The organism is Lactococcus fujiensis JCM 16395, assembly GCF_002441655.1.
Classification (GTDB): domain Bacteria; phylum Bacillota; class Bacilli; order Lactobacillales; family Streptococcaceae; genus Lactococcus; species Lactococcus fujiensis.
Genome location: NZ_JXJU01000003.1, coordinates 101,525 through 127,701, shown reverse-complemented (window position 1 = coordinate 127,701; position 26,177 = coordinate 101,525). Strand labels below are relative to the sequence as shown.

Annotated in this window: 23 protein-coding genes; 4 read left to right on the top strand and 19 right to left on the bottom strand. The window is 37.1% G+C overall.

Features of this window, described 5'->3' with window-relative positions; genetic code table 11:
- Positions 1–146 precede the first annotated feature (146 nt).
- Positions 147–740, top strand: coding sequence for a CYTH domain-containing protein (locus tag RT41_RS03530; RefSeq protein ID WP_096817503.1), 594 nt, complete (start codon positions 147–149; stop codon positions 738–740).
- Positions 741–839: 99 nt separating this feature from the next.
- Complete coding sequence (locus RT41_RS03525; RefSeq protein WP_096817502.1) at positions 840–1,358, top strand: DsbA family protein; 519 nt, start codon at positions 840–842, stop codon at positions 1,356–1,358.
- A gap of 13 nt (positions 1,359–1,371) precedes the next feature.
- On the opposite strand, the gene RT41_RS03520 is transcribed toward RT41_RS03525, so the two are convergent.
- A complete protein-coding gene (locus tag RT41_RS03520) occupies positions 1,372–1,707 on the bottom strand; it encodes a DUF2129 domain-containing protein (protein WP_054639121.1) in 336 nt (111 codons plus the stop codon).
- On the bottom strand, positions 1,685–2,065 hold the full coding sequence (locus tag RT41_RS03515) for a YlbF/YmcA family competence regulator (protein WP_054639189.1): 381 nt from the start codon (positions 2,063–2,065) through the stop codon (positions 1,685–1,687). The genes RT41_RS03520 and RT41_RS03515 overlap by 23 nt, the downstream gene beginning before the upstream one ends.
- A 148-nt stretch (positions 2,066–2,213) precedes the next feature.
- Here RT41_RS03515 and RT41_RS03510 point away from each other — a divergent pair, with 148 nt between their 5' ends.
- Positions 2,214–3,596 carry an amino acid permease gene (locus tag RT41_RS03510; protein ID WP_096817501.1) on the top strand — a complete coding sequence of 461 codons (1,383 nt, stop codon included), beginning with the start codon at positions 2,214–2,216 and terminating at the stop codon, positions 3,594–3,596.
- 98 nt (positions 3,597–3,694) lie between these two features.
- Complete coding sequence (locus RT41_RS03505; RefSeq protein ID WP_096817499.1) at positions 3,695–5,053, top strand: amino acid permease; 1,359 nt, start codon at positions 3,695–3,697, stop codon at positions 5,051–5,053.
- Positions 5,054–5,074: 21 nt separating this feature from the next.
- Here RT41_RS03505 and RT41_RS03500 read toward each other — a convergent pair whose 3' ends face one another.
- From RT41_RS03500 to proB, 17 genes are all read right to left on the bottom strand, one after another.
- On the bottom strand, positions 5,075–5,524 hold the full coding sequence (locus RT41_RS03500) for a hypothetical protein (protein ID WP_096817497.1): 450 nt from the start codon (positions 5,522–5,524) through the stop codon (positions 5,075–5,077).
- A gap of 105 nt (positions 5,525–5,629) precedes the next feature.
- Positions 5,630–6,796 (bottom strand): recombinase RecA, encoded by a 1,167-nt coding sequence (gene recA / locus RT41_RS03495; protein ID WP_096817496.1) that lies wholly within the window; start codon positions 6,794–6,796, stop codon positions 5,630–5,632.
- A gap of 138 nt (positions 6,797–6,934) precedes the next feature.
- Positions 6,935–7,783 carry a DNA-formamidopyrimidine glycosylase gene (mutM, locus tag RT41_RS03490; protein ID WP_096817494.1) on the bottom strand — a complete coding sequence of 283 codons (849 nt, stop codon included), beginning with the start codon at positions 7,781–7,783 and terminating at the stop codon, positions 6,935–6,937.
- 170 nt (positions 7,784–7,953) lie between these two features.
- Positions 7,954–9,546 carry an asparagine synthase B gene (gene asnB / locus RT41_RS03485; protein ID WP_096817492.1) on the bottom strand — a complete coding sequence of 531 codons (1,593 nt, stop codon included), beginning with the start codon at positions 9,544–9,546 and terminating at the stop codon, positions 7,954–7,956.
- Positions 9,547–9,695: 149 nt separating this feature from the next.
- On the bottom strand, positions 9,696–10,607 hold the full coding sequence (gene era / locus RT41_RS03480; protein WP_096817490.1) for a GTPase Era: 912 nt from the start codon (positions 10,605–10,607) through the stop codon (positions 9,696–9,698).
- Between the two features lie 211 nt (positions 10,608–10,818).
- Positions 10,819–12,459, bottom strand: a complete 1,641-nt coding sequence (cshA, locus tag RT41_RS03475) for a degradosome RNA helicase CshA (RefSeq protein ID WP_096817488.1) — start codon at positions 12,457–12,459, stop codon at positions 10,819–10,821.
- A 220-nt stretch (positions 12,460–12,679) separates the two neighbouring features.
- The gene (locus tag RT41_RS03470) at positions 12,680–14,245 is read right to left on the bottom strand and encodes a peptide chain release factor 3 (protein ID WP_096817486.1); all 1,566 of its coding nucleotides are present in this window, start codon (positions 14,243–14,245) and stop codon (positions 12,680–12,682) included.
- 199 nt (positions 14,246–14,444) lie between these two features.
- The gene (locus RT41_RS03465) at positions 14,445–14,753 is read right to left on the bottom strand and encodes a YciI family protein (RefSeq protein ID WP_096817484.1); all 309 of its coding nucleotides are present in this window, start codon (positions 14,751–14,753) and stop codon (positions 14,445–14,447) included.
- 144 nt (positions 14,754–14,897) lie between these two features.
- On the bottom strand, positions 14,898–15,839 hold the full coding sequence (locus RT41_RS03460) for an ABC transporter ATP-binding protein (RefSeq protein ID WP_096817483.1): 942 nt from the start codon (positions 15,837–15,839) through the stop codon (positions 14,898–14,900).
- On the bottom strand, positions 15,839–16,891 hold the full coding sequence (locus tag RT41_RS03455; protein ID WP_096817481.1) for an ABC transporter ATP-binding protein: 1,053 nt from the start codon (positions 16,889–16,891) through the stop codon (positions 15,839–15,841). The genes RT41_RS03460 and RT41_RS03455 overlap by 1 nt, the downstream gene beginning before the upstream one ends.
- 2 nt (positions 16,892–16,893) lie before the next feature.
- Positions 16,894–17,928 carry an ABC transporter permease gene (locus RT41_RS03450; RefSeq protein WP_096817479.1) on the bottom strand — a complete coding sequence of 345 codons (1,035 nt, stop codon included), beginning with the start codon at positions 17,926–17,928 and terminating at the stop codon, positions 16,894–16,896.
- A 16-nt stretch (positions 17,929–17,944) separates the two neighbouring features.
- On the bottom strand, positions 17,945–18,868 hold the full coding sequence (locus tag RT41_RS03445) for an ABC transporter permease (RefSeq protein ID WP_054639124.1): 924 nt from the start codon (positions 18,866–18,868) through the stop codon (positions 17,945–17,947).
- 83 nt (positions 18,869–18,951) lie between these two features.
- Complete coding sequence (locus RT41_RS03440) at positions 18,952–20,622, bottom strand: peptide ABC transporter substrate-binding protein (protein WP_096817631.1); 1,671 nt, start codon at positions 20,620–20,622, stop codon at positions 18,952–18,954.
- A gap of 341 nt (positions 20,623–20,963) precedes the next feature.
- On the bottom strand, positions 20,964–22,616 hold the full coding sequence (locus tag RT41_RS03435; protein WP_096817477.1) for a peptide ABC transporter substrate-binding protein: 1,653 nt from the start codon (positions 22,614–22,616) through the stop codon (positions 20,964–20,966).
- Between the two features lie 111 nt (positions 22,617–22,727).
- A complete protein-coding gene (locus RT41_RS03430; protein WP_096817475.1) occupies positions 22,728–24,071 on the bottom strand; it encodes a UDP-N-acetylmuramoyl-tripeptide--D-alanyl-D-alanine ligase in 1,344 nt (447 codons plus the stop codon).
- 110 nt (positions 24,072–24,181) lie between these two features.
- Positions 24,182–25,414 (bottom strand): glutamate-5-semialdehyde dehydrogenase, encoded by a 1,233-nt coding sequence (locus RT41_RS03425; RefSeq protein WP_096817473.1) that lies wholly within the window; start codon positions 25,412–25,414, stop codon positions 24,182–24,184.
- The gene (gene proB, locus RT41_RS03420) at positions 25,392–26,174 is read right to left on the bottom strand and encodes a glutamate 5-kinase (RefSeq protein WP_096817471.1); all 783 of its coding nucleotides are present in this window, start codon (positions 26,172–26,174) and stop codon (positions 25,392–25,394) included. The genes RT41_RS03425 and proB overlap by 23 nt, the downstream gene beginning before the upstream one ends.
- Positions 26,175–26,177 lie beyond the last annotated feature (3 nt).

Genomic DNA, 26,177 nt, shown 5'->3' with positions numbered 1-26,177 from the left:
CACGCCTAATAATGGCAACTTGCCAATTCTTCCTTTTTTTTGATACAATAGATTTAATTTATATTAATAATTTTACCATATCTGAAAGGAAAGATGTTTTCTTTTTTATAAATTTATTATAAAACCAAAATTCATCAATCAAATAAATGAGTACCAATCTGGAGATTGAGTATAAATCGCTACTCAGTTTGGCCGAATATGACCAATTAAAGCTGCTTTTTACTCACATTACCCCCGTCAGGCAAACCAATCACTATCTCGACACGCCTGATTACAAATTAAGAAGAAAGAAATTAGCGCTTCGTATTCGAACTTTTGACCGAGATGCTGAGATGACTTTGAAAGTGCCTCAAGAAATTGGCAACATCGAATATAACATTTCACTCTCCCTTGATGAAGCACAGTTTCTGCTTGGTGAAAAAGATTTAACTTGTGGGAAAACCGATTTAAGTGAAATCTTTGATTTGCTTATTGAACGAGACATTGACGTGTCGGAAATCACCGTAATAGGTAGTTTAACAACAATTCGCTACGAACAAAAACTACCAATTGGACTTTGTGCTTTAGACAAAAATGACTACTTAGGTCACACTGACTTTGAGCTTGAGCTTGAAGTTGAAGAAAACACGCAAGGAAAGAGAGATTTCTTTGATTTCCTTGAAAAAAATCAAGTTGAGTATCGCTTTTCAAAATCCAAAGTCGTACGTTTCTTAGATTGTTTACGACATTTGAAAAAATAAAAGCGAGGTCTCCTTCGCTTTTTTTGTATATGATTAGAGTTCCATTTTAAATTTTGTTATTATTTTCTTTGTGATTATGATTAGAAAGTTGAGCGATTTATGCTTGAAATTCATCTCTATTTTACTCCAATGCTAGATAACCTTGACGAATTTGACCGAAATGATTGGTATCTATATCCTGTAGTTAATCTCAGTGCTGCAAAGGCTTGTCGTGACCAAGCTCAATATCCCAAAACGGTCGAGTATTTAAACGCGTGTTCGGATCGCCTTGAAAAAATCGCTTTAGATTTTTTTACCGTCAATTTATATGGACGGAAATTTGGTCGGAAATTTATTTTGCAACTCCAAAATAACCTTACTGTTTCGCGCCTTTTAGACTATAACAACAGCGAAAGAAAAAAAATACTAACCGAAATTGGGCTATCAACAAGTGAATTCAAAGTATTTCGTGATTACAGCAAACACGTGTTAAAAGATTCATTACACCAATTTTATGAAAATAATTTTACTCAAACGCCTTCAGGGATTGTCCTTACCGAAAGTGAAGAACTGCATTTAGCTCACATTGAAGCTGAAAATTTAAAAACCTTTATAGAAAAACTAGAAAAAACTGCCTAAGGCAGTTTTTTTATTAAGATAATCCCATTTCATTCTTAATTTCAAGGTTCGTTTCCGCAAATGTTTCTTGAAAGTTTGTACTTAATTCTTTCATATGCCCTGGCATAACTTTGCGAACAAATTTGAGTTGATTAAGTTGTTCAATTTTATCTTCGAGTTCTTTTTCATCCACATAAACAAGAGTAAAGTGGCCTTTTTGACTCACATAACCAACATCGCCATAGCGGCTTAATTGTCGTGTCCCCTTGAAGGATGTGCAATAGACATAGATTGGAACCCGACCAGGTACTTCCAAAGGACGAATATCTGTCGTTTTTAAAGGACTATTATTTTCGATGATGTCTGTCATGACGACTTCCTCCTTTCAATGGTAAGTTTTCATCAATATAAATATGATCAGAAATTGATCGTGCAATACGTTCAGTCAGTTCTGACAAAACTACTTGAACATCATTTTCAGCTAATTTCAAAGCATAAACTTTATCATTAGTGATAATTTCTTTTTGCAATTGCTTGAGCTCGGGACGATAAAGAATGTAATCCGCTTGTGCATTCAAAAGTCGAAGCTTGTCTTGTAATTCATGGTCCTTATTAAATTCAATTTTAGCAAGACGATAAGTTGTAACTTCAGGCAAATTAATGAATTCGGCAACAATTTGGTCTATCTGCTCATCAAGCGCAAGTAATTTTTCATCGATGATTAACATATCATTAATTATATCAAAAACTAAAAAGTTTAACAATCGAGCTTATTCTTGCAAGCTCACCAAAATTAGTCTAAAATAGAATACATATTTTTTAAATTATATATAATATTACATTATTGACCACGTAATTATTCAAAGGAGAAAAATCATGAAAAATGAAGATTTGGCCGAACAGCCTAAATTGGGACTAAAAAACCGGCACATTCAATTAATCGCTATCGCTGGTACGATTGGGACGGGACTCTTTCTAGGTGCAGGCAAAACAATAGAAATGATAGGGCCATCTATTATTTTCTCTTACATCATCGTCGGAATTGCCATGTTCATATTCCTGCGTACCATCGGTGAATTACTATATCAAGATCCAACGCAACACTCTTTCCTCAACTTTACAACAAAATATGTTGGATCACGTGCAGGTTATTTTGTGCAATGGACTTACTGGCTTGTCTTAGTTTTTGTTTGTGTTTCTGAGCTCACTGCAATTGGAACCTATATTCAGTTCTGGTTGCCTAGTGTCCCTCTATGGCTCATTGAAATTGTAGCACTAGCCCTCCTCTTTGGTCTCAACACCCTGAATGCTCGATTTTTTGGTGAAACAGAATTTTGGTTTGCTATCATAAAAGTTGCAGCCATTTTGGGAATGATTGGAACAGCTGTTTTTTTGCTTTTTGGTCACTTCTCTTATTCTTCGCTTATTCAAGGTCAAACTTATCAAGGTTCGGTTTCAATTTCAAATATTACCAACGGTTTTTCTTTATTTCCTAAAGGAATCATGAATTGGGTCAGTGCCCTCCAAATGGTTATGTTTGCATTTACCTCAATGGAATTTATTGGCATGACCGCAGCTGAGACTGAAAATCCACAAAAAACGATTCCCAAAGCAATCAATCAAATCCCAATTCGGATACTCATTTTTTACGTGGGTGCTTTATTGTCCATCATGACTATTTTTGACTGGCAACATATTCCTGCTGATAAATCCCCATTTGTGATGGTATTTCAATTAATTGGCATTAAATGGGCAGCAGCATTAATTAATTTTGTGGTCCTCACTTCTGCAGGATCAGCCTTGAATAGTTCACTCTTTTCTGCCACTCGAAATATGTATGCCCTGTCCAAACAACATGACCGTGGCAAGTTAACTGCATTTACAAAATTATCAACGCATGGAATTCCGCTAAATGCACTCTTTTTGGTTGGAGGACTTTCCTTATTTGCCCCCGTATTAACGCTAATTCCTCAAATTCAGAATGCCTTTGATTTTGCTGCTTCTTGTACCACTAATCTCTTTTTGATTGTCTATTTTATCCATTTATATACTTTTTTTAACTATCGAAAATCTGAGGACTTTATTCCTGATGGGTTTATTACACCACAAGCAAAAATCACGGTTCCCTTCGTTCTGCTGATTTTTACCGTCGTTTTTATTTCTCTTTTCTTACATACAGACACCCTATTTCCTGCTCTTGGTGCTATAATCTGGACCATTTGTTTTGGAAGTTATTCTAAGTTCAGACACAATGCATAAGATAATTATTATTTTATTATTAGAATATTTTTATTTATTTGAAAAATTATAGAGAGAGTATACATTTTATATTGAAAAGTTGTATAATAGGTCTTATTATGAAAAACACTGAAACACCCTCACAACGCGGTTTAAAAAATAGACATGTTCAACTGATTGCCATAGCAGGAACAATTGGAACTGGCTTATTCCTTGGCGCTGGTAAATCAATAAGTTTAACTGGGCCCTCGATTCTTCTGGTTTATCTCATCATTGGCGCTTTAATGTTTATCCTTTTACGAACGATTGGAGAGATGCTCTACATAGACCCTGAGCAACATTCGTTCTTGAATTTTGTTTCTCGTTACCTTGGCGATAAGACGGGGTATTTTATTTCGTGGACCTACTGGCTTGTCGTTATCTTTACAGCGATGGCCGAATTAACGGCGATTGGTTCTTATATTCACTTTTGGCTACCACAATTTCCAATCTGGCTCAGTGAAATATTCGTCTTAGCTTTATTGACCGCACTCAACACTCTTAATGCCAAGTTTTTCGGAGAAACTGAGTTTTGGTTTGGCATGATAAAAATTGTTGCCATCGTCGGGATGATTTTAACAGCTTTAATTTTGATGTTAACAAATTTCCAATCAGGCGGTGTATCGGTTGGTTTCCAAAATATAACCGACGGTTTTAAATTCTTTCCCAATGGAGTATCCAAGTTCTTTGAAAGCTTCCAAATGGTAATGTTTGCTTTCGTAGCGATGGAATTTATTGGGATGACTGCCGCTGAAACGGAAGAACCTCGAAAAACACTTAAGTTAGCAATTAATCAGATTCCTCTTCGAATTATTTTGTTCTATATTGGTGCATTGGTAGCAATCATGTGCATTTATCGTTGGCAAGACATTCCAGCTGATCAATCTCCTTTTGTTATGATTTTTCAATTGATTGGAATTAAATGGGCAGCAACGTTGGTTAATTTTGTGGTTTTGACCTCAGCTGCATCCGCATTAAATTCTGCCTTATTTTCAACGACTCGTAATCTCTATGCCCTGTCAAAAATTAACGGCGATAAAATTTTGATTCCTTTTACAAAAATGTCCCGTTCTGGTATCCCAATTAAAGCCTTGCTATTTACGTCAGGATTAATCTTTTTTACACCATTTATTTCAATGATTCCGGGTATATCAAACGGTTTTGTTTTCATTACTAGTGTCGCAACTAACCTATTCCTTGTCGTCTACATTATCTCTTTGATCACTTATTTAAAATTCCGTAAATCGAGTGATTTTGATCCTCATGGTTTTGTAACACCGTGGGCAAAAGTACTAGTTCCCATAACGATTCTAGCATTCGCGCTAATCTTTGTCTCCCTCTTTTTCTTCAGCGATACGATTATCCCAGCAATTGGTTCGCTCATTTGGATTTTTGCATTTGGCATTATCGCCAAATTTAGACCATCAAAAAACACCTGACCAAGTCGAGTGTTTTTTTTACTAATAAAGGCTTTTTAATGAAGCAGACGTCAAAAAACTGGATAAAAAAATCAAAAGATAAGCCAGAATGAACGTCATCAAAAGATTCGTCCCTAAATTTGTGACCAATGGAATTAAATAGGCAACGCATGTCACTAATGGCAGAAAGGTTCGTGCATAAAAAGTGGTGTAAGTAATGACAAATATTACGATACTTAACAAAATTCCTAGAATCAAAAGACTGATTAGAAAAGGGGATTGAACAGTATTTTGGTTGCCGCTGAGTCTCAATAATCCTCCTTGCATTATTTTTTGAACTTTGATGTAGTAATTTCCATCACTCGCATACTTATTCCAATTAATTTGGTAAAAAATTGTGTGAAATGATATATAGATCACTAGAGAGAGAAGTGATAAAAGGGCATAAAGTGGTAGTCCCCACCGGATAATTTTTTTGACATTTTTGGACATCTACACCTCCTGATATTGAGACTTGAGAAAATTATAGACCAATCATACCAAACTGTCAATAACTAAAAATAGAGATTTTAAAAAATCTCTATTTTCTATTATTAATTATTCTAAGTCCAATTCAATTTCTTGAGAATCGGAATTTTCGATATTTTTTTCCTTTACAACAGCAGCTTTGGCCGATTTTTTTGCTTTCTCAGGTTCAACTACTGTTTCATCCTCAGATTTAATTAGGCCATGCGCCAAACGAATTTTCTTGTCCAATTCATCAAATACGTCTGGATGTTCAGCAAGATAGGCTTTTGCTTTTTCCGCCCCTTGCCCAATTTTTTCATCATTATATGCAAACCAAGCTCCTGATTTTTTTATGTAGCCTTCGTCAACAGCAATTTTAAGCAGTTCTCCTGTTTTGGAAATTCCCTCACCAAACATAATATCGACAAAAGCTGTTTTGAAAGGTGGAGCAACCTTGTTTTTAACGACTTTAATTTTTGTTTCCTTACCGATTGAAACTTTATTATCACCTGTTCCTTCATCAATTTTAGTAGAACCACGGACATCAAGACGAACAGAAGCATAAAACTTAAGCGCACGTCCACCAGGTGTTGTTTCAGGCGAACCAAACATGACCCCAACTTTTTCACGTAACTGATTGATAAAAATTGCTGTTGTTTTTGTTTTATTAATGTGACCAGCCAATTTACGCATGGCTTGTGACATCATACGGGCCTGCAAACCAACTGAACTATCACCAATTTCACCGTCAATTTCAGCTTTTGGTACCAATGCAGCAACAGAGTCAATAACAACGAGGTCAACAGCACCTGATTGAATCAAGCGTTCTGCAATTTGTAACCCTTGTTCACCATAATCTGGTTGGCTGAGTAGAAGCTCATCAATATTAACGCCAAGTGCTTTGGCATATTCTGGATCAAGTGCATTTTCAGCGTCAATATAGGCAGCAATCCCACCATCTTTTTGAACCGAGGCTACTGCATGAAGGGCCACAGTGGTTTTACCAGATGATTCTGGACCATAGATCTCAACAATACGACCTTTAGGATATCCACCCGCACCAAGTGCGATATCAAGGGCAAGAGAGCCCGAACTCATAACCTGCACCTTTTGATTTGCCGCTTCACCAAGACGCATAAGCGAACCTTTACCAAAATCCTTTTCAATTAAAGCTAGTGCATCGTTCAATGCTTTATCTCTTGCTTCACCATATTTTTTGGTAATATCGTCAAAATTAGTTTTTTTCTTTGTTGCCAAATTTGTTCTCCGTTATTTTTATTTATAATTAATTATAGCATTTTTCTATAATTTTGATAAGTCTTTTTACTTTTTTTCCTCCTATTTTTTTATACGAAAATAAATTCGAATTGTAACAGGAAGTTTTATTTTTTTTGACTATATTTTTTGACAGTTTGGGCAATAGTGTGTACCACGACCAGCTACCTTTATTTTCTCAATGAGATGATTACAGTTTGGACATTTTTCCCCTTTTTTGCCATAAACTTTCAATTCTTTTTGCATTTCCCCTTGTTTACCAAAAGAATTTTTGTAGGTTCGAATACTGGATCCTCCCAAATTAGTCGCTTTTTGCAAGATTTCAATGATCGTATCATGCAATAGATGAATTTGTTTTGTCGTCAGTTCTGACGAAATTGTTTCGGGATGAATTTTTGCCTGAAATAAAACTTCATCGACATAGATATTTCCCAATCCTGCAACAAGTGTTTGTTCAAGTAAATAAGGTTTTATTTTTTTTGCCGAATGATTTAATTTTTCTGCAAAAAGCGATTCATCAAAATCCATCGGGGTAGGTTCGGGGCCAATCTTTTTTTGTTTAAAATAAGTTGAAAGGGCATCTGCACCAATCAGTTCCCAAGTCCCAAATTTTCGTACGTCTGCATAGACTAGTATTTGATCCGGATGTTCACCGCTTCCTTGATTTGAAGCCAGCGATACGAAAATATGGTCATGTTTAAGCGGTTGAGTACCCCCTTTTTCTAAGCGGTACTTCCCCTCCATACGGAGATGTGAAATTAAACGATATGGTGCATCGAATTCAAAAATGAGATATTTCCCACGTCTTGAGATACCAGTAATGACCTTATTTGTCAATTGCTCTTGTAATTCAGTCAATCCCGTCAAAATCATTCTAGGATAACTCGACTCAATTTTAACAATTTTTTGTCCAATGATTTGTTGTGAAAGTCCTCTCCTGACAGTTTCGACTTCTGGTAATTCTGGCATCTTCCCTCCATTTTTTCTATTTTTCAATAAATAAAATCCATCACTACTGACTCCAAAATTTTTGAGATGATCAGCACTGACAGATTAATTTTAACATATTTTAGAAAAGAATGAGCTGAGTAATCGTGAAATTTACTATTCCAATTCAATACATCGAACAAAAACACCTGTTATTTTCCCGATTCGCCATAATTTGAAAGGACTCGCGCTGATGGATCATTGACTTCTTCGCCCACCCAAGCTTTATTCGGCATCCAGAAATCCTTGATCCATCCATCATAACCAGGATAAAATTCTTCAAATATATCTCGGTACATGAGAGATTCCTTGGTAAATGGTGTATGTGTAGGGTATTTAATAGGAGCTTGAGCTAAATCTTCATCTGAATATTTTTCTTCAGCATATGCTTTCAAATAATCAACCATAGAATGTCCTACAGCATCAGAGAAGGCAGCTTTTTCACGGAATAGGATTTCATCTGGTAAAAGTTCCGTTCCTTCAAAAGCATGACGGAGTAGGTATTTTCCTTTGTTATAGGTGTTGAGCTTACGTTCAGGATTGATTGACATGACATATTTGGCAAAGTCTAAGTCAGCAAATGGCACACGTGCCTCAAGTGAGTTAGCAGCGAGGCACCGGTCGGCTCGTAAAACGTCATACATGTAGAGCTCACGAACCCGCTTTGCAGCTTCCATTTGAAATTCCGATGCTGATGGGGCGAAATCAGTATATTTGTACCCGAACATTTCGTCAGAAACTTCACCAGTCATTAACACTTTCAATTCAGTGTTTTCATGAATGTACTTACAAATCATATACATGCCAATTGATGCACGGATGGTGGTAATATCCCAAGTCTCGAGGTGGTAAATCACTTCACGCAAATTTTCCAAGACGTCCTCTTTTGTCATAATAACTTCAGTGTGTTCAGATTTTAGGAAATCAGCAACTTCTTTAGCATATTTTAAATCAATTGGATCAGTCTCCATTCCTATTGCGAAGGTTTTAATGGGCTGTTCCAATTCACGGGCAGCAATTGCACAAACAAGTGAACTATCAAGTCCTCCGGATAATAAATACCCCATTGGAGCATCAGCATGGAGGCGTTTTTTTACCGCACGTTCCAATTTGCGACGAATATGCCCTGAAATTTCAGCCAAAGGCTCTTCGACGATAACATCAACTTTTGAGATATCGTGGTACAGATGAAATTCACCTGCAGCGTAATAATAGCCTGGTGGAAATGGGGCAACATCGTGACAATTTTTAATCAGGGCCTTAGCTTCCGATGCAAAACAAATCTTACCAGTTTTCTTGGCATATCCATAAAAAAGTGGGCGAATTCCAAAAGGGTCACGCGCAGCAAAAACTTCGTTGGTATTTTCATCAACCAAAATCAATGCAAATTCGGCATCTAACATTTTAACCATATTTTCGATGCCTTGTGTTTCAAATAAAGGAATAAGAACCTCGCAGTCAGAATTTCCGGTGAAATGGTAACCTTTAGTTTCAAGAAATTTGCGCAATTGAGTAAAGTTATAGACCTCGCCATTACACATCAGTCGTTTGCCGTTTAACTCAAAGGGCTGGCGCCCTAAAACAGAAAGATCCATAATTGATAAGCGTTGAAAACAAAAGTCATTTCCTAGCGCGTCACGAACGAATTGAGCATCATCGGGTCCCCGGTGTTGAATCAATTCCAAACTTTCAATGACCTCCTCGTCAGCAAGATCTGCTACTCCCATAAATAAAAAACCACACATTTATTATAAGCTCCTCAAATAAGATTTAATTCTCCTATTATATCACAAAAGATTACAGAAAACATATATTTGTGTGGAAAGTTCAGTAAATTTGCAAAAAACAATTTTTTCATAAAAATTAAAAAATGACGATTTCTCGCCATTCATTATTACATATAATCGTCTTTTTTATAACCGAAATCGGCTAAATCCATTTTCCGATCACGCCAATCATTCTTGACTTTGACCCAAGTTTCAAGGTAGACTTTATCTCCCAGCATTACTTCAATATCACGTCGAGCCATTTTTCCAATTTTACGAATCATGTCTCCACCTTTACCCAAAACAATTCCTTTTTGAGACTTCCGTTCAACAATAATGGTTGCCATGATGTGAATTTTTCCAGTTTCTTCATCGCGAGACATCTTGTCAGTAATGACAGCAATGCTATGTGGAACTTCTTCTCTCGTTAAGAGCAAGATTTTTTCACGGATCATTTCTGAAACCAAAAAACGTTCTGGGTGATCAGTGATTTGGTCTTCTGGGAAGTATTGTGGTCCTACCGACAACTTATCAGATAGAGTTTGAAGTAATGTTTCCGTATTATTTCCAGCTAAAGCTGAAATTGGTACAACTTCTGCAAAATCCATTTGTGAAGTATAATCAGTGATGATTTCAAACAATCGGTCTGGATGTATTTTATCAATTTTATTGACCACCAGAATAACTGGAACTTCTGCTGTTTTCAAGCGTTCAATAATCATATTTTCACCGGTTGACCGAGGCTCATCTGCGGCAACCATGAACAGAACGACATCACATTCACGAAGTGTCGAATATGCTGATTGAACCATAAAGTCACCTAATGCATTGTGCGGCTTGTGAATTCCCGGAGTGTCAATGAACACAATTTGTTCATTTTCAGTTGTATAGATTCCTTGAATTTTATTTCTCGTAGTTTGAGGCTTATCCGACATGATGGCAATTTTTTGCCCCATGACATGATTCATAAAGGTTGATTTGCCAACATTTGGACGACCTAAAATAGCCACAAAGCCGGATTTAAAATTTTTATTTGTCATATATAAATTCTCTTTTTCTAATTGTCCCTATTCAAGTAGAATAAGGTATTCTGGCATTTCTATTAAAACTATTATAACATGTTTTTATCAAAAAAATCTGTCATCACTGACAGATTTTAATAAAAATGAATTCATCTTCACCAATACAAATGATTCCCATTCGCCTTACACCTTTGGGCGCTTAGCGAGAATGGAAATGGAGACTTGTGAATTATTTATCTCCACGGTTGCGCATCACAAAACCAGCACTCTTTTCAGTTCCTGTTGATTTACGTGGTTTTTTATTTGAGTTTTTGTTGTCAAATTTACGGTCTTCACGTTTTCCTTTGTATCCGCCACGATCTTTATCACGGTCACGATTCCAAGGTTTACGATCACCTTTACCATCTTTATCACGATTGCCACGATATCCACCACGGTTATCGTCATCGCGATCACGCCATTTGCGATCTTTCTTATCGCGATTACGATGTCCTGCACGTGGTTTTTTACCTCGGCCATCTTCACCGTTAAATGGCAATGGACGTTCAGCAGAAATTTTAACTTCTTCTTGATTATCAGGATCTTTTACACGACTTTGTAAGAGTAGATCAACCAATTCCATGGCATCAAATTGTTCAAGTAATTTTTCAGCTTGTTTATCAAATTTGTGCAACTTAGTTTGTGCATCTGCATTTGAAGCTATGTCTAGATCACGCATGACTTCATCCATAGCAACACCAAGAGAGGCTTTGTAGGCTTCATCTTTAGTTGGTGGTTTAATGCCTTTCATAGGCTTTTTAGTCATGTTCTCGATGGCACGGAGGTAACCCATTTCATTATAAGAAACAAAGGTTGTTGAACGACCTTTGTTACCAGCACGACCTGTACGTCCAATACGGTGAACGTAGCTTTCTTGATCTTGAGTAATGTCGTAATTGTAAACGTGCGTCACACCAGATACATCAAGTCCACGCGCTGCAACGTCTGTTGCGACTAAGACATCAATATGCCCTGCTTTGAAATCACGCAAAACGGCCAAACGTTTGTTTTGATCCAAGTCACCATGCATTCCTTCAGCGCGGTAACCCCGAAGTTTAAGTCCACGAATCAATTCGTCAACACGACGTTTTGTACGTCCAAAAACAATTGCAAGTTCGGGACGTTCTACATCAAGTAAACGAGTCAAAATATCAAATTTTTCAAATTCTTTCGCTTTGATATAATATTGATCAATGTTATCAGCGGTCATTTCTTTCGCTGCTACTTTGATTTGTTGTGGATCATGCATGAATTTAACACCAATTTTTTTGATGTCATTTGGCATGGTTGCTGAGAAAAGTAATGTTTGACGTGTACTTGGTGTACTTCCGATAATGAATTCAATATCTTCAAGGAATCCCATATTAAGCATTTCATCAGCTTCATCAAGAATCAATGTTTCAATGGTATCCAATTTCAATGCTTTACGTTTAATCAAGTCCACCAAACGACCTGGTGTACCAACAACAATATGGACACCTGATTTGAGTGCTTTAATTTGTTTTTCAATGCTTGAACCACCATATACTGTGCGGACTTTCAAGCCTTTATATTTACCAAAACGGAATAATTCCTCTTGGTTTTGAACAGCAAGTTCACGAGTTGGTGCAATGACAAGAGCTTGTAAGCCACCATTATTATCGATTTTTTCAATTGTTGGCAAACCAAACGCGGCTGTTTTACCAGTCCCTGTTTGTGCTTGTCCGAGTACATCTTTACCATCAAGGGCAAGTTTAATTGTTTGCTCTTGAATTGGAGTTGGTTTTTCGTAGCCAATTGCTGTTAATTCTGCAAGAAGGCCTTCTGAGAGACCAAGTTCGTTGAATTTCAAATATTCACCTATAGTTTTCTAAATTTTGTCTTCCGACAATCATATTATTACAGAGTACGAAGCTCTATTACAGGCGACAACTTTTTTATGAATCAACTCGCCTGATGTAACTTATCTATTATACCACATAATGATTACTTACACCATTTATTTTCTTGAAAATTTTTCAAAGGGCTTTCTTGACAAAAAAATCTGTCCAAAATGACAGATTTTATAATTTTTATACCGAAAATTCTTCTTTTAATTCAACATCAGGATATTTATCTTTAAACCAGCGCAAAGCAAAGTCGTTTTCAAATAAGAAGAGCGGGTGATCAAATCGATCTCGTGCCAAAATATTACGTGATGAAGACATTTTTTCATCTAATTGCTCTGGGTTAATCCAACGAACCGTCTTTTTGCCCATTGGTGTCATAATAATATCTGCATTATATTCCCGTTCCATCCGGTCTTTGAATACTTCAAATTGCAATTGACCAACGGCACCAAGCATAATATCCCCCGTTGTAAAATTTGTATATAGCTGAATGGCACCTTCTTGTACCAATTGTTCGATACCTTTATGGAATGATTTTTGCTTCATAACATTTTTGGCTTGAACTCGCATAAATAATTCAGGTGTAAATGTTGGCAAAGGTTCAAATGCTTTTTTGAGTTTACCAGTCGTCATTGTATCTCCAACTTGATAAGTTCCTGTATCATACACCCCAATAATATCTCCAGCTACTGCATTTTGGACATTTTCCCGACTATCCGCCATAAACTGAGTAACATTAGCAAGCTTTGCCTGTTTGCCCGTTCGAACAAGGTTTACACTCATTCCGCGTTCAAATTCACCAGAAACAATCCGGACAAAAGCAATTCGGTCACGGTGACGAGGATCCATATTGGCTTGAATTTTAAAGACAAAGCCTGAAAAATCTGGGTTAAGTGGCTCAATTTCTTCATCATCAACCGTTTTATGTGAATGTGGTTCTGGGGCATATTCAAGAAATGATTCCAAGAAAGTTTGAACCCCAAAACTTGTCAGTGCTGACCCAAAGTAAACAGGTGTTAACTGACCAGAAATAACTTTTTCTTCATCAAATTGATTCCCCGCATCTGCTAACAATTCAGCATCTTCAACCGCTTGTGTGTAGAATGGATTATTCGCAAGTGTGTGATTCCCCGCTGTCACTTCTGACAAGCCAACAAAGCGTTCCCCATCTGTAGGTTGATAGACTTCCACACGGTCATTTGTAAAATCATACAACCCTTGGAAATTTTTCCCCATCCCGATTGGCCAATTCATTGGGACAGAATCAATTCCTAGAACTTCTTCCAATTCACTTAGTAAATCAAGAGGTTCGCGTCCATCACGGTCAAGTTTATTTATGAAAGTAAAAACAGGTATATTACGGTGCTTTACAACTTGGAACAATTTTTTCGTTTGTGCTTCAATACCTTTTGCTGAGTCAATAACCATTACAGCAGCATCAACAGCCATCAGTGTTCGATAGGTATCCTCTGAGAAATCCTCATGCCCTGGTGTGTCCAAAATATTGACCCTTTTACCTGCATAGTCAAATTGCATGACTGACGATGTAACAGAAATTCCACGTTCTTTTTCAATATCCATCCAGTCAGATTTAGCAAAGTTCCCAGTTTTACGAGCTTTAACCGTACCTGCCTCACGAATGGCACCACCAAATTTTAGTAACTGCTCTGTAATCGTTGTTTTACCAGCATCCGGGTGACTTATAATCGCAAACGTACGACGTTTTTTTATTTCTTCTTCTCTACTCATTTAATTATTATCTCTCTTAAATTTTATTCATTTTAACTACATCAAATTAAGTATTACATTGGTTTCCTCTGAAAAGTAAGTTCTTTTAATTATAGCAAATTCTGTGATAATAATACAGTAGGGATATCTGTCAACACTGATAAGACCAGAGAAAATAAAAAAATCCCTGCAGTGTGCAGAAATTTTTGACCAGTCTAAATTACATTCCTGGTGGCGTAACAATTTCATAGAGATCGAGGTTCCCGCCCATTTGTTTATGTGGGTGAGCTTCAACAAGTTCAGCCAAGTCTTCAACTTTTTCGGCTTGCAAAATTGAATAACCACCCACGCCTGGAGCAGTGCCAGCCACAGCAACTGTTGGATTTCCAAAATCAACCAAATGGTCACCCGCTTTTTCAGCCCAATCCATCCAAGCTTTGTTCATTTTTTCGATATCTTCTGGTGAAAGTTCACCAAACTGAGGTTCAGCAGAGAGATCTGCAGTATAAAGAACTAAGAATTTTTTCATTTAATTCTCGCTTTCAGTAATTTTTTTAATTATTGGATCCGATTTCATTATAACAAAAAATAAGTTCTTTAAAATGAAAAAGAACTTAGCATTTGATGATAAGTTCTCATAATTCATGTGCCATTTTTAGCACGATTGATTCAATTATAAAGTTGCTGTTTTCTTATATTCTTCAGCTTCTGCTTCTGTTGCAAAAACAAAATGTCCTGGTGTAATTTCATGCATTTCACGATCTTGCCCATCAGTTTCAGCCGTTGGATCATATACGATTGGCGTACGTTGACGTTCTGAAATAGGATCAGGTGAAGGAATAGAACTCAACAATGATTTAGTGTAAGGATGGATTGGATGATTGTAAACTTGTTCAGAAGTTCCAATTTCCAAAATTTTACCCCAGTGCATGACACCAATACGATCCGAAATGTATTTTACCATTGATAAATCATGGGCGATGAACAAATAAGTTAAGCCATTGTTAGATTGAATATCTTTCAACAAATTAACAACTTGGGCTTGAATCGAAACGTCAAGGGCAGAAATTGGTTCATCGGCAACAATAAATTTAGGTTTAACCGCAAGGGCACGAGCAATACCGATACGTTGACGTTGACCACCAGAAAATTCGTGTGGGTAACGTGTCAAATGGTCATGATTCAAACCTACGAGTTTCAAAAGACGTTCAACTTGTTTCGTCCGGTCATCCTCATCTTTTGCTAAATGATTAACATCAATCCCTTCCGCGACAACATCTTTGACACGCATCCGGCCATTTAACGAAGCTTGTGGATCTTGGAAAATCATTTGGGCTTGAGAACGGAATTTTTTCAATTCCTCGCCTTTAAGATTACGAACATCAACTCCGTTAAACAATATCTCACCAGATTCAATATCTTTATCATACAATTTCAAAATCGCACGACCAATAGTTGTTTTACCTGAGCCAGATTCACCAACAAGACCAAAAGTTTCACCTTCATAAATATCAAATGAGACGTTATTAATAGCCTTGTTTGCATTCCGTTTTCCTTTATTGAAAACAAGATTTAAATTCTTCAACTCAACGAGTTTTTTCTTTTCTTCAGTCATTATTCGACGTCTCCCTTCGCAGACATTTTGGCCCAGCGTGCCCAACGTGCCTTAATATTATCAGATGGTTCAACTTTAGGTGCACGAGGATCGAGCAACCATGTTTTCGCAAAGTGAGTAGGAGAGACTTCAAAGAATGGTGGTTCTTCTTCAAAATCTATATCGAGAGCAAATTTGTTACGAGCTGCAAAGGCATCGCCTTTTGGAGGATTCAACAAATCTGGAGGTGTACCTGGAATCGATACCAAACGATCAACACTAGTATCAACCGTAGGCATGGAATCCAAAAGTCCCCAAGTGTAGGGATGTTGTGGGTTGTAGAAGATCTCTTCAACAGTACCATACTCAACAATTTCGCCAGCATACATAACAGCAACTTTATGAGCAAAACCTGCAACGACTCCCAGGTCATGTGTAATAAAGATAATTGATGATGAAATACGTTCTTGCAATTCTGCCATCATGTGCATGATTTGCGCTTGAATTGTAACGTCAAGGGCAGTAGTTGGTTCATCAGCAATTAGAATTTCAGGGTCTGCAGCAAGTGCAATCGCAATAACAGCACGTTGGCGCATTCCGCCTGACCATTGATGTGGATAGTCATTGATGTGTTGTTCGGCAGCTGGAATTCCAACTTGTTTCATCAAATCTAAAGCACGTGCAAGCGCTTCTTTCTTCTTCATGCCTCTGTGTTTCATTAATGGTTCAGCAATTTGCTTCCCAATTTTCATCGTTGGGTCAAGAGAAGTCATTGGATCTTGGAAGATCATTGAGATTTCATTCCCACGTAATTTTTGCCATTCATTTTCAGAAAGTTTCAATAAGTCATTACCTTTATAAAGTAATTCACCTTCTGGAATTTCAGCATTGCTTGCATTCAAGCCCATCAATGTTTTTGTTGTTACTGACTTACCTGAGCCAGATTCACCTACGATAGCAAGCGTTTGACCTTTTTCAAGGTCAAAATTGACATTACGGATTGCCTTTACTTTTCCAGCGTAAGTTTTAAAGTTAACGTGTAAATTTTTTACTTCTAATATTTTTTCAGACATTTTTAATCCTCGCTAGATTTAGGGTCAAATGCATCACGCAAGCCATAACCAAACAAGAAGAATGAAAGTGACAAGAGACACAAGACAACAGCTGGTACCGCAAGTTGATATGGATAGAATTGCAAACTGCTGATACCGTCAGAAATCAATGAACCAAGTGAAGATGTTGGTGGTTTAACACCAAGGTTAATCGCTGATAAGGTTGCTTCAGCGAAAATTACTGAAGGAATATCGAACATGATTTGTACGATAATAACACCTAACATATTTGGAAGCAAGTGACGAATCATAATACGGAAAGTTGATTCACCAAGTGTCCGTGAGGCTAAAATAAATTCACGTTCTTTCCAACTCAATGTCAAATTACGAACTTGCCGTGCAATCCCTGTCCAAATGAACATTCCGATTGCTAAAATAATTGAAGTAACCCCTTGACCAAATAGCATACCAAGCATTGTTACAATGACAAGATAAGGAATTGATGAAATGATTTCGATAATACGTTGCATGACATTATCGACGCGACCGCCGACCCAGCCTGAAATCAACCCATAAGTAATCCCAATGAAAATATCAAACAAAATGGCAGCGAAAGCAATTAATAGCGAGATACGGAGACCAACAATCGTACGTTTTGCTAACGAGCGTCCCAAATTATCAGTACCAAGAATGTACGAAGTTCCTTCAGGAACTTTTTGATCTTGATAGACATTTGAAGAAAGTGTATTCCCAGGAGTTGTGAAATCGCCATTCCAACCAGGAATATTTAAGTTGCCTAATTTAGGAGGTAAGTTTTTATAAACTTGGACCTGATCAGGATTAAAGTTGTTTGCAGCACTTTGTGGCACAAAAATTGTTGAAAGAACTGCGAAAATTAATGTTGCAAAAACCACAACCATTGCTACGACCGCAATTTTATTCTTTTTGAAACGACGCCAAGCATCTTGCCAGAAAGTAAGTGCAGGTTTTGAAATCAATTCCATGTCATGAGAATCTGTCGTTCCCACGAGAGTGAACTTTTTATTTACATTTTCCATTATTTTACTCTCCTTCCTAGTCTAAACGAACACGTGGGTCAACAAATGCCGTGATAATATCGGTAATCAAAATCATGACCATCAACATTAACGCATATACAATTGTTGTCCCCATAATAACAGGGAAGTCTTTAGATGGAATTGAATTAACAAACTGTTGTCCAATACCTGGGATACTGAAGATTGTTTCGATAAGTACTGAACCAGTCAACAAACCAGCAGTCATTGGTCCAATCAAGGTCAACATAGGAATCAATGAGTTACGAAGCGCATGTTTCCAAAGGACTTCTTTATCTGACAAACCTTTAGCGCGAGCCAAAAGAATGTAATCTGAACTTAATGATTCAATCATTTCCGACCTGACAAATGCTGTAACTTGTGCCATTGATGATAACGACAGGGCTATGGATGGCATTATTGATGTGCCCGTTGCAAAGCCATCCCAACCAGTTACTGGCAATACTTGCATTACGTAACCAAAGACAAGCAAAAGCAGAGTCCCTACAACGAATGAAGGTACAGAGAAGGCAAATGTCGAAATAACACTCAAGAGGCCATCAATCCAAGTATTTCTGTAACGTGCTGAAAGTACGCCGAAGATTGTACCAAAAATAAGGGCAATGATCATCGCTTGGAGACCAAGTTCTGCAGAAACAGGTAAACGTTGAGCAATCATCATACTAACAGGTTGGTTAGTATAAGTAAATGATGTCCCAAAATTACCAGTGAATGCATGTCCTAAATAGATAAGGTATTGATACCAGAGTGGTTTATCGAGCCCATAAGCTACCATTAATGATTGAAGCTGTTGAGGAGATAACTTTGGATTGTGGAATGGTGTTCCGGGCATTATTTGCATTAAGAAAAATGTTGCAGTAATGACAAGGAACAATGTAAGCAGCATCAGACCGATACGCTTTAAAATGTATTTAGCTAACATATGTTATTCTTTCCTATTATAAAACACGAAAAAGTAGGTGCCAAGGGGGCCCTTACTTTTTCATTTACTCTAATTTCAACTTATTACTTAATATAAACGCTCTTGAGATCGTATGAAAGTCCAGTTCCGTGGAAGGCTAAGCCAACCATGTTAGGATTACGAAGTGCAGGTGTTGTACGGAAGTAAATTGGATTGATGCTAGCTTCATCATAAAGGGCTTGTTCAGCATCTTTATAATCTGCGTTACGTGCATCATCGTTTGTTACATTAGGAAGTGTTGAAGCTTTAGTCATTGCTGCTTGGTAGGCTTTGTTGACAAATCCACCATCGTTGTAACCAGAGCCTTCAGTGAAGAGAGCAAGGAATGTTGATGGTTCAGCGTAGTCGCCACCCCAAAGTGTATTGACCATATCAAATTGATGATTTTGAGAGTCTTTCAAACGTTGTTGGAATGGAACAATCTTTTCATTGATTGTCAAGCCTGGAAGAGCTTTAGAAAGTGATGTTTGAAGGAAGTCAGCCATTTGCTTAGCAGTAACTGAGTCAGCGTCTGTTTCGTAAGTCAAGGTAACTTTAGTTTCCCCAATTTCTTTCAGACCTTTTTCCCAATATTCTTTTGCTTTAGTTGCATCGTATGTATAAGGTTGTTTTGCATATTCTGCAAAGTCAGTACCGTCAGACGTACGAGCCATACCAGCAGGCGTCAAACCTGTTGCTACTTTAGAACCTGCAGTGGTTTGAGCAACAATTGTTGCCCGGTCTGTTGCAAGATTTAAAGCAGTACGAATGTTTTTGTTTTGTAAAGCCTTAGCTGCTACTGCGCTTGAAGTTCCTTTACCTGTCTGGTTGTATTGAATATAGTCAGTTGTTGCTTCTTTAAGATCTACAAGTTTTGCATTTTTCGTGTAACCTTTGTTAGCATTGTAGAGGTCTGGCGTACCAAGTGAAGCTTGGTCAAGTTTTCCTTGTTTAAAGAGTTGAACAGCTGTTTCAGGTTTCTTAACTACTTGGTAACTGATTTCATCAGATTTTACATTCTTCTTGTCATAGTAGTTATCATTTTTTACGAGTTCGAATGATTCGTTAGTCCCTGTCCAACCTTTACCTTTAAATACGAATGGGCCAGAATAAAGCGTTTTTTCTGAAGAAGTTCCGTATGATTTACCGTATTTTTCAACGAATGTTTGATTCAATGGGTAATAAACTGATTCAGCAAGGAGATATTCGAAGTAAGGTGTCGGTTGAGTCAACGTTACTTTTAATTCTGTATCTGAAACTTTTTCGACACCCAAAGTGCTTGGTGCTGCTTTACCAGCCATAATTTCGTTAGCACCTTTGATGTTTGCAAGAAGGTATGCATATTGTGATCCAGTTGCAGGATTAACTGCACGTTGCCATGCATAGACAAAATCTTTTGCTGTCAATGCATCACCGTTTGACCATTTAAGACCAGAACGAAGTTTAATTGTATATGTAAGGCCATCAGAAGATGATTCAACGCTTTCAGCAAGCGCTGGTTCCGCTTTTCCATTAGCCGCAACACGAGTAGCTCCTTCTTCAGTGTTACCGATAAATATATTTGAATAGGTATCAGTTGCCATTGTAGAATCGAGCGTTGAGATGTCAGTTGGGATTGCTAATTGAGGTGCACGACCTTTTTCAGAGCTAGATGATGATGAACTACCACAAGCGGCGAGCAAAGCAACAGACGCGATCGTTACAGTTCCTAAACCTACTTTTTTCCAAGTTTTCATGAAATTTCCCTCTTTCATATTTTTTTCTGTGAATTATGTAATGTAATTGTCAGAAAATTTGATATATTGGTATTATACTTAAAATTAACTAAAATGTAAAGTGAAATATTACGTTTGTTCTTTTCTTTTTGAGTGAACTATACTTTATTTCAATCAAGTAAGTATTTTTAACAATTTTCATATCTTTTTTTATTTTCTGAAAATTTACTATGTTTGCAATTTTATCAGATTCATTTAAGTTTGTCAAGAAAAATGATATTTTTATATATATTTATTTTTTTATTATTTTTACATTAAAAAAAGCAATTTTATATTATATTAAAATTGCTTTTTTCCTCTTTTTATTTAATGTATGCTTCTTTTAGATCATATGTTAAACCTGTTGAATGGAACTGGAATCCCTTCAAATTAGGATTAACTAGTGCAGGACTTGCTTGGAAGTCAATTGGATTGATGTACGATCCTTCAAAAAGGGCTTCTTCAATCTTCTTATAGTCAGCATCTGTTTTCGATTGATCGAGAACATCTGGCGCAGTAGAGGCTGCTTTGAAAGCCGCATCGTATTTTGCACTAGAGAATTTACCATCATTATAAGATTGACCTGTCACAAAAAGTTGAAGGAACGTTGAAGGTTCTGCATAATCGCCTCCCCAACCTGAAAGCACCATATCAAACGTTCCATTTTGAGCATCTTTCAATCGCTGTTGGAATGGAACCAATTTGAGATTGATAGTCAAGCCCGGTAAAGTTTTTTCATAAGATGTTTGCAAATAATTAGCTGTTGTTTTAGCCGGTGCCAAATCTGCTGCTGCCTCAAGACTTAGTGTCAAGTTAGTCAATCCAACTTCTTTAAGTCCCTCTTCCCAAAGTGATTTTGCTTTTTCTGCATCATATCTATAATCTTGTTTTGCAAATTTAGCAAAATCTTGACCATCTGCTGTTTTACTCATTCCGGCAGGAACAAAACTCGTAGCCGCTGTCGAATAAGGGAGGGCATTTTCTACCACTGCTTCTCTATTCGTTGCCAGATTAAGTGCTTCTCTAATTTTTTGATTTGCCAATGCTTTTTGAGCTTCTGAGCTTGATGCTCCCTTACCTGATTGATTATATTCGATATAGTCTGTTCTGGCTTGTTTAAAGACAGTGAATCCTTTTTGGCCTTTATTGGCAGTGATCAAATCAGTGGTTGGAAGGAGCGAAAAGTCCAATTGATTTTGTTTATACAATTGAGCTCCTGTATTCGCATTTGTGATGACTTGGAAATCAATCTGTTTTGACTTGACTTGCGACTTATCCCAGTAGTTGGGATTTTTGTAAATCGAAAAGCTCTTATTGGAGCCTGTCCAGCCACTTGTTGATTTAAACATATATGGGCCTGAATAAACCATCTTATCAGAAGACGTTCCGTATTCCTTGCCATATTTATCCACTGCTTTTTGATTTACAGGATAATAAACGGGTTCAGAAAGCAAAAACTTGAAGTAAGGTGTTGGTTGTTCCAGACTTACAGTCAATTTAGTGTCACTATCTGCTTTTATTCCAAGCGTAGCCTTATTAGCTTTTCCTTCAGAAATAGAATTTGCATTCTTAACAGCTCCCATCAAATATGCATACTGTGAGGCCGTTGCTGGGTCAACTGCTCGTTGCCATGCGTATACAAAATCTTTTGCTGTCAATGCCTCCCCATTTGACCACTTCAATCCTGGTTTCAAATTAATGGTGTAAGTCTTTCCATCACTTGAAACATCTATAGATTTGGCCAAAGCCATTGAAGCATCTCCATTCTTGTCAACACGAGTTGCACCTTCTTCAACGTTCCCGATTACATCATAGGAATATTGGTCCGTTACAATCGTAGAATCTAAGGTAGAGACATCTGTCGGAATTGAAAACTTGATATTTTTCTGTGTCGTACTTTCTTTTCCACAGCCAGCGAGAACGGCGATGGAAAGGAGTGATAGCACTGAAATTCCAATAATTTTTTTATTTTTCATGCGGTTCTCCTCTTTATTTGAAATGTATATAATTTACTGAATATTTTATATATTATTGAATTATATATTTATTTATTTTATATGTCAAGCATTAAATCAAAAAAAAATACCTCAAGAGATATTTTTTTCAAGATCTTCAATGACATTAAATAACTTCATTCCGTTTGAACCTTTGAATAGTATTTGGTCATTTGGTTGCAAATCTTTTTTGATTGTTGCAGATAAATTTTCCAAATCGGTAAAATAACTTACGTTCGGGTTACCATTGGCAACCTGATAGAGTGATTTCATCATTGGTCCATAAAGATATACTTTATCAAGGATTTCAAAATTAAGGCTTTCAATCATTTTGGCATGGAGTTCTGCTGATTGATTGCCCAATTCAAGCATGTCTGCAAGGACAACTAATTTACGTCCCCCTTCATTTTTTTCGATGGCTTGGAAAGTTTCAAGAATAAGTCGCATCGCAGTTGGATTAGCGTTATAAACATCGGCTAAAATATCAGCTCCATTTGCCGCTTTTTTCCATTCTGTCCGATTTCTGGTTAACTCAACATGTTCAAGTCCTTGTTTAATTTCTTTCTCTGACAAACCCATTTTGAATCCTACATAAGCAGCAAGCATCGCATTTGTTGCATTGTATTTACCTGGAACGGGAATGGTGATTGTAACATTAAGGAAATTTGTATTAAACGAAAGATAATTGCGATGTTCAACAAGGTTTGTCACAAAAATATCTTCATCTGCTCCAAATCGAGTTATTTTTTGTTGATTATAGATGAACTCATTAATGATTGGATCTGCAGGTGCAATTAATTCATTTTCAACTCCCAAGCCTGCTTGAATCCCCATCTTTCCTTTGGCAATATTGCGACGGTTGCCCATGAATTCAAGATGAGCTTCACCAATTAAGGTAATAATAGCCAAATCAGGTTGTGCTAAATTTGAAAGAAAATCAATATCTCCAGGATGATCCATTCCCATTTCTAACACAAGCTTTTGTGTGTTGTCCGGCATATGCAACACGGTATAAGGCAATCCAATTTCATTGTTATGATTTCCTTGTGTTTTATATGTAGAATATTTTTCAGATAAGACCGCTGCAATCATGTCTTTTGTTGTCGTTTTACCGTTCGATCCAGTCACGGCAATCACTTCGACATTAGTTTTTTCAAGGTAGTATTTAGCCAGCTCTTGAAATGCTTTAAGACAGTCATCAACTAGGAGGTGTGTTTGTTCAACCTTTTTTTCCGAAAAAGTAGCAAAGGCACCATTTTCAAAGGCTGTTGGGATAAAATCATGACCATCACGCACGCCTTTTAAGGGCAAGAAAAGATCCCCTGGCTCGATGAGTCGGCTATCAAATTCTATTTTAGGGATTTCTCGATCTGTCAGGACTGACCAATCATTTTTCGCATGGACAACTTTAGCAATTTCTTTTAATGTGAGTTTCATAATGCATTAATTATAGCATTTTTTATGCCAAATTAAGGAAGCAGTTGTTCAATTTAATAGAAAAGGAGTTGCTAAATGTCAACTCCTTTTACTCTTGCCAGTGATGACGATTACTTTCTAATTTGACCATTCCCGTAAACGATGTACTTGGTCGTAGTAAGAGCCTCTATGCCCATCGGCCCACGTGCGTGCAATTTTTGTGTGCTGATTCCAATTTCAGCACCAAAGCCAAATTCATAACCGTCTGTAAATCTTGTGGATGCATTGATGTAAACTACAGCTGAATTAATGCGTTGGAGAAATTTTTGACTATTTTTATAATCCTTCGTCACAATGCTTTCAGAGTGTTTGGTGCTATGTTCATTGATGTGGTCAATGGCTTCGTCAAGGCCATCAACGATCTTTATTGATAAAATCAAATCATTATATTCTTCATAAAAATCTTCATCAGTAGCTGGTGTGCAAGGAATAATTGCTTGTGTACGTTCATCTCCACGTAATTCAATTCCTGTATTTTGCTCAGCCAATTGAGTTAAAAATTCATTTGCAACTTTCGAATGAACGACAAGGCTTTCACATGCATTACAAACCGAAGGCCGTTGAGTTTTCGCATTGAATAAAATATCTAATCCCATTTCTAAATCGGCATATTCATCAATATATATATGGCAATTTCCAGAACCCGTTTCAATTACAGGAACCGTTGCGTTTTGCACGACTGATTTAATCAACCCTGCGCCACCTCTGGGAATAAGGACGTCGAGATATTGATTCAATTTCATCATTTGAGTTGCTGATTCACGTGATGGATCTGATATAATTTCAATGGCTTCTGCAGGCAACCCAACACTTTTTAGTGCCAGTCGCATTAATCGTACCAATTCGAGGTTCGAATAAATAGCATCAGAACCTCCTCTTAAAAGGCATGCATTTCCTGATTTTATGCAGAGTACTGCCGCATCAACCGTTACATTTGGTCGGGCTTCATAAATAATTCCAACTAATCCAAGCGGGACACGTTGTTGTCCGATTTTCAGGCCATTTGGGCGTTGCCACATTTTATCTATATTACCAAGAATGTCCGGCAAATCAATGATCTTACGTGTCGCATCTGCAATGGCGATGATTCTCTCTTCATTCAAGATTAAACGGTCAAGCATTGGGTTATTGGCGGCCTTAGCAAGATCCTTAGCATTTGCCGACACTATCGAATCAATATTTTTTTCGAGCACTTCAGCAATAGCAAACAGAGCAGCATTGCGCTGTTCAATCCCTGCATTTGCTAATTGGTCACTTGCCTTTTTTGCAGCTTTTGCTTGTTCAACAATCAAAGTATGTTCCAATTTTTTCTCCTTCCAACAAATCATATATTTTTGTCGGGTTATTTCCATTCATGATTACCGTTTTCGTAGATGACCCTTGAGCAATTTCAGCAGCAATTAACTTAGTCTGCATCCCGCCTGTTCCACGATTCGACCCAGCTCCACCTGCCATTTGTTTTATTTTATCTGTAATGACATTAACTTCGGATATTAATTTCGCATCTAAATTTTCATTAGGATCTTCATCATAAAGTCCGTCAATATCTGTCAACATAATCAACAAGTCGGCATCAACCATTCTTGCAATATGTGCTGATAATGTATCGTTGTCACCAAAGACAATTTCATCTGTAACGACTGTATCATTTTCATTAACAATTGGTATCGCATTATACTCTAATAATGTTTGAAATGTATTAATGGCATTTTGATGCATTTTGTCATCCGTCAGCACCATGTGGGTTAATAAAACTTGTCCAATCAATTGGTTGTACTGACGGAAAAATTCATCGTAAATTTCCATCAGTTGGGCTTGACCAATTGCAGCAGCTGCCTGTTTTCCCTTGACTGTTGTCGGCCGATGATCCAAGCCCATTTTTTGCGCCCCAACACCAATTGCACCTGAACTAACGAGGACAATGTGTTTTCCTGAATTCTGTAAATCAGAAATAACACGAGCCAGTTGTTCAATGCGGCGTAAATTTAAACTTCCATTTTCATAAGTTAAAGTACTTGTTCCAACTTTTATGACAATCCGATTGATATTTTCAAAGTTCCTCATGAT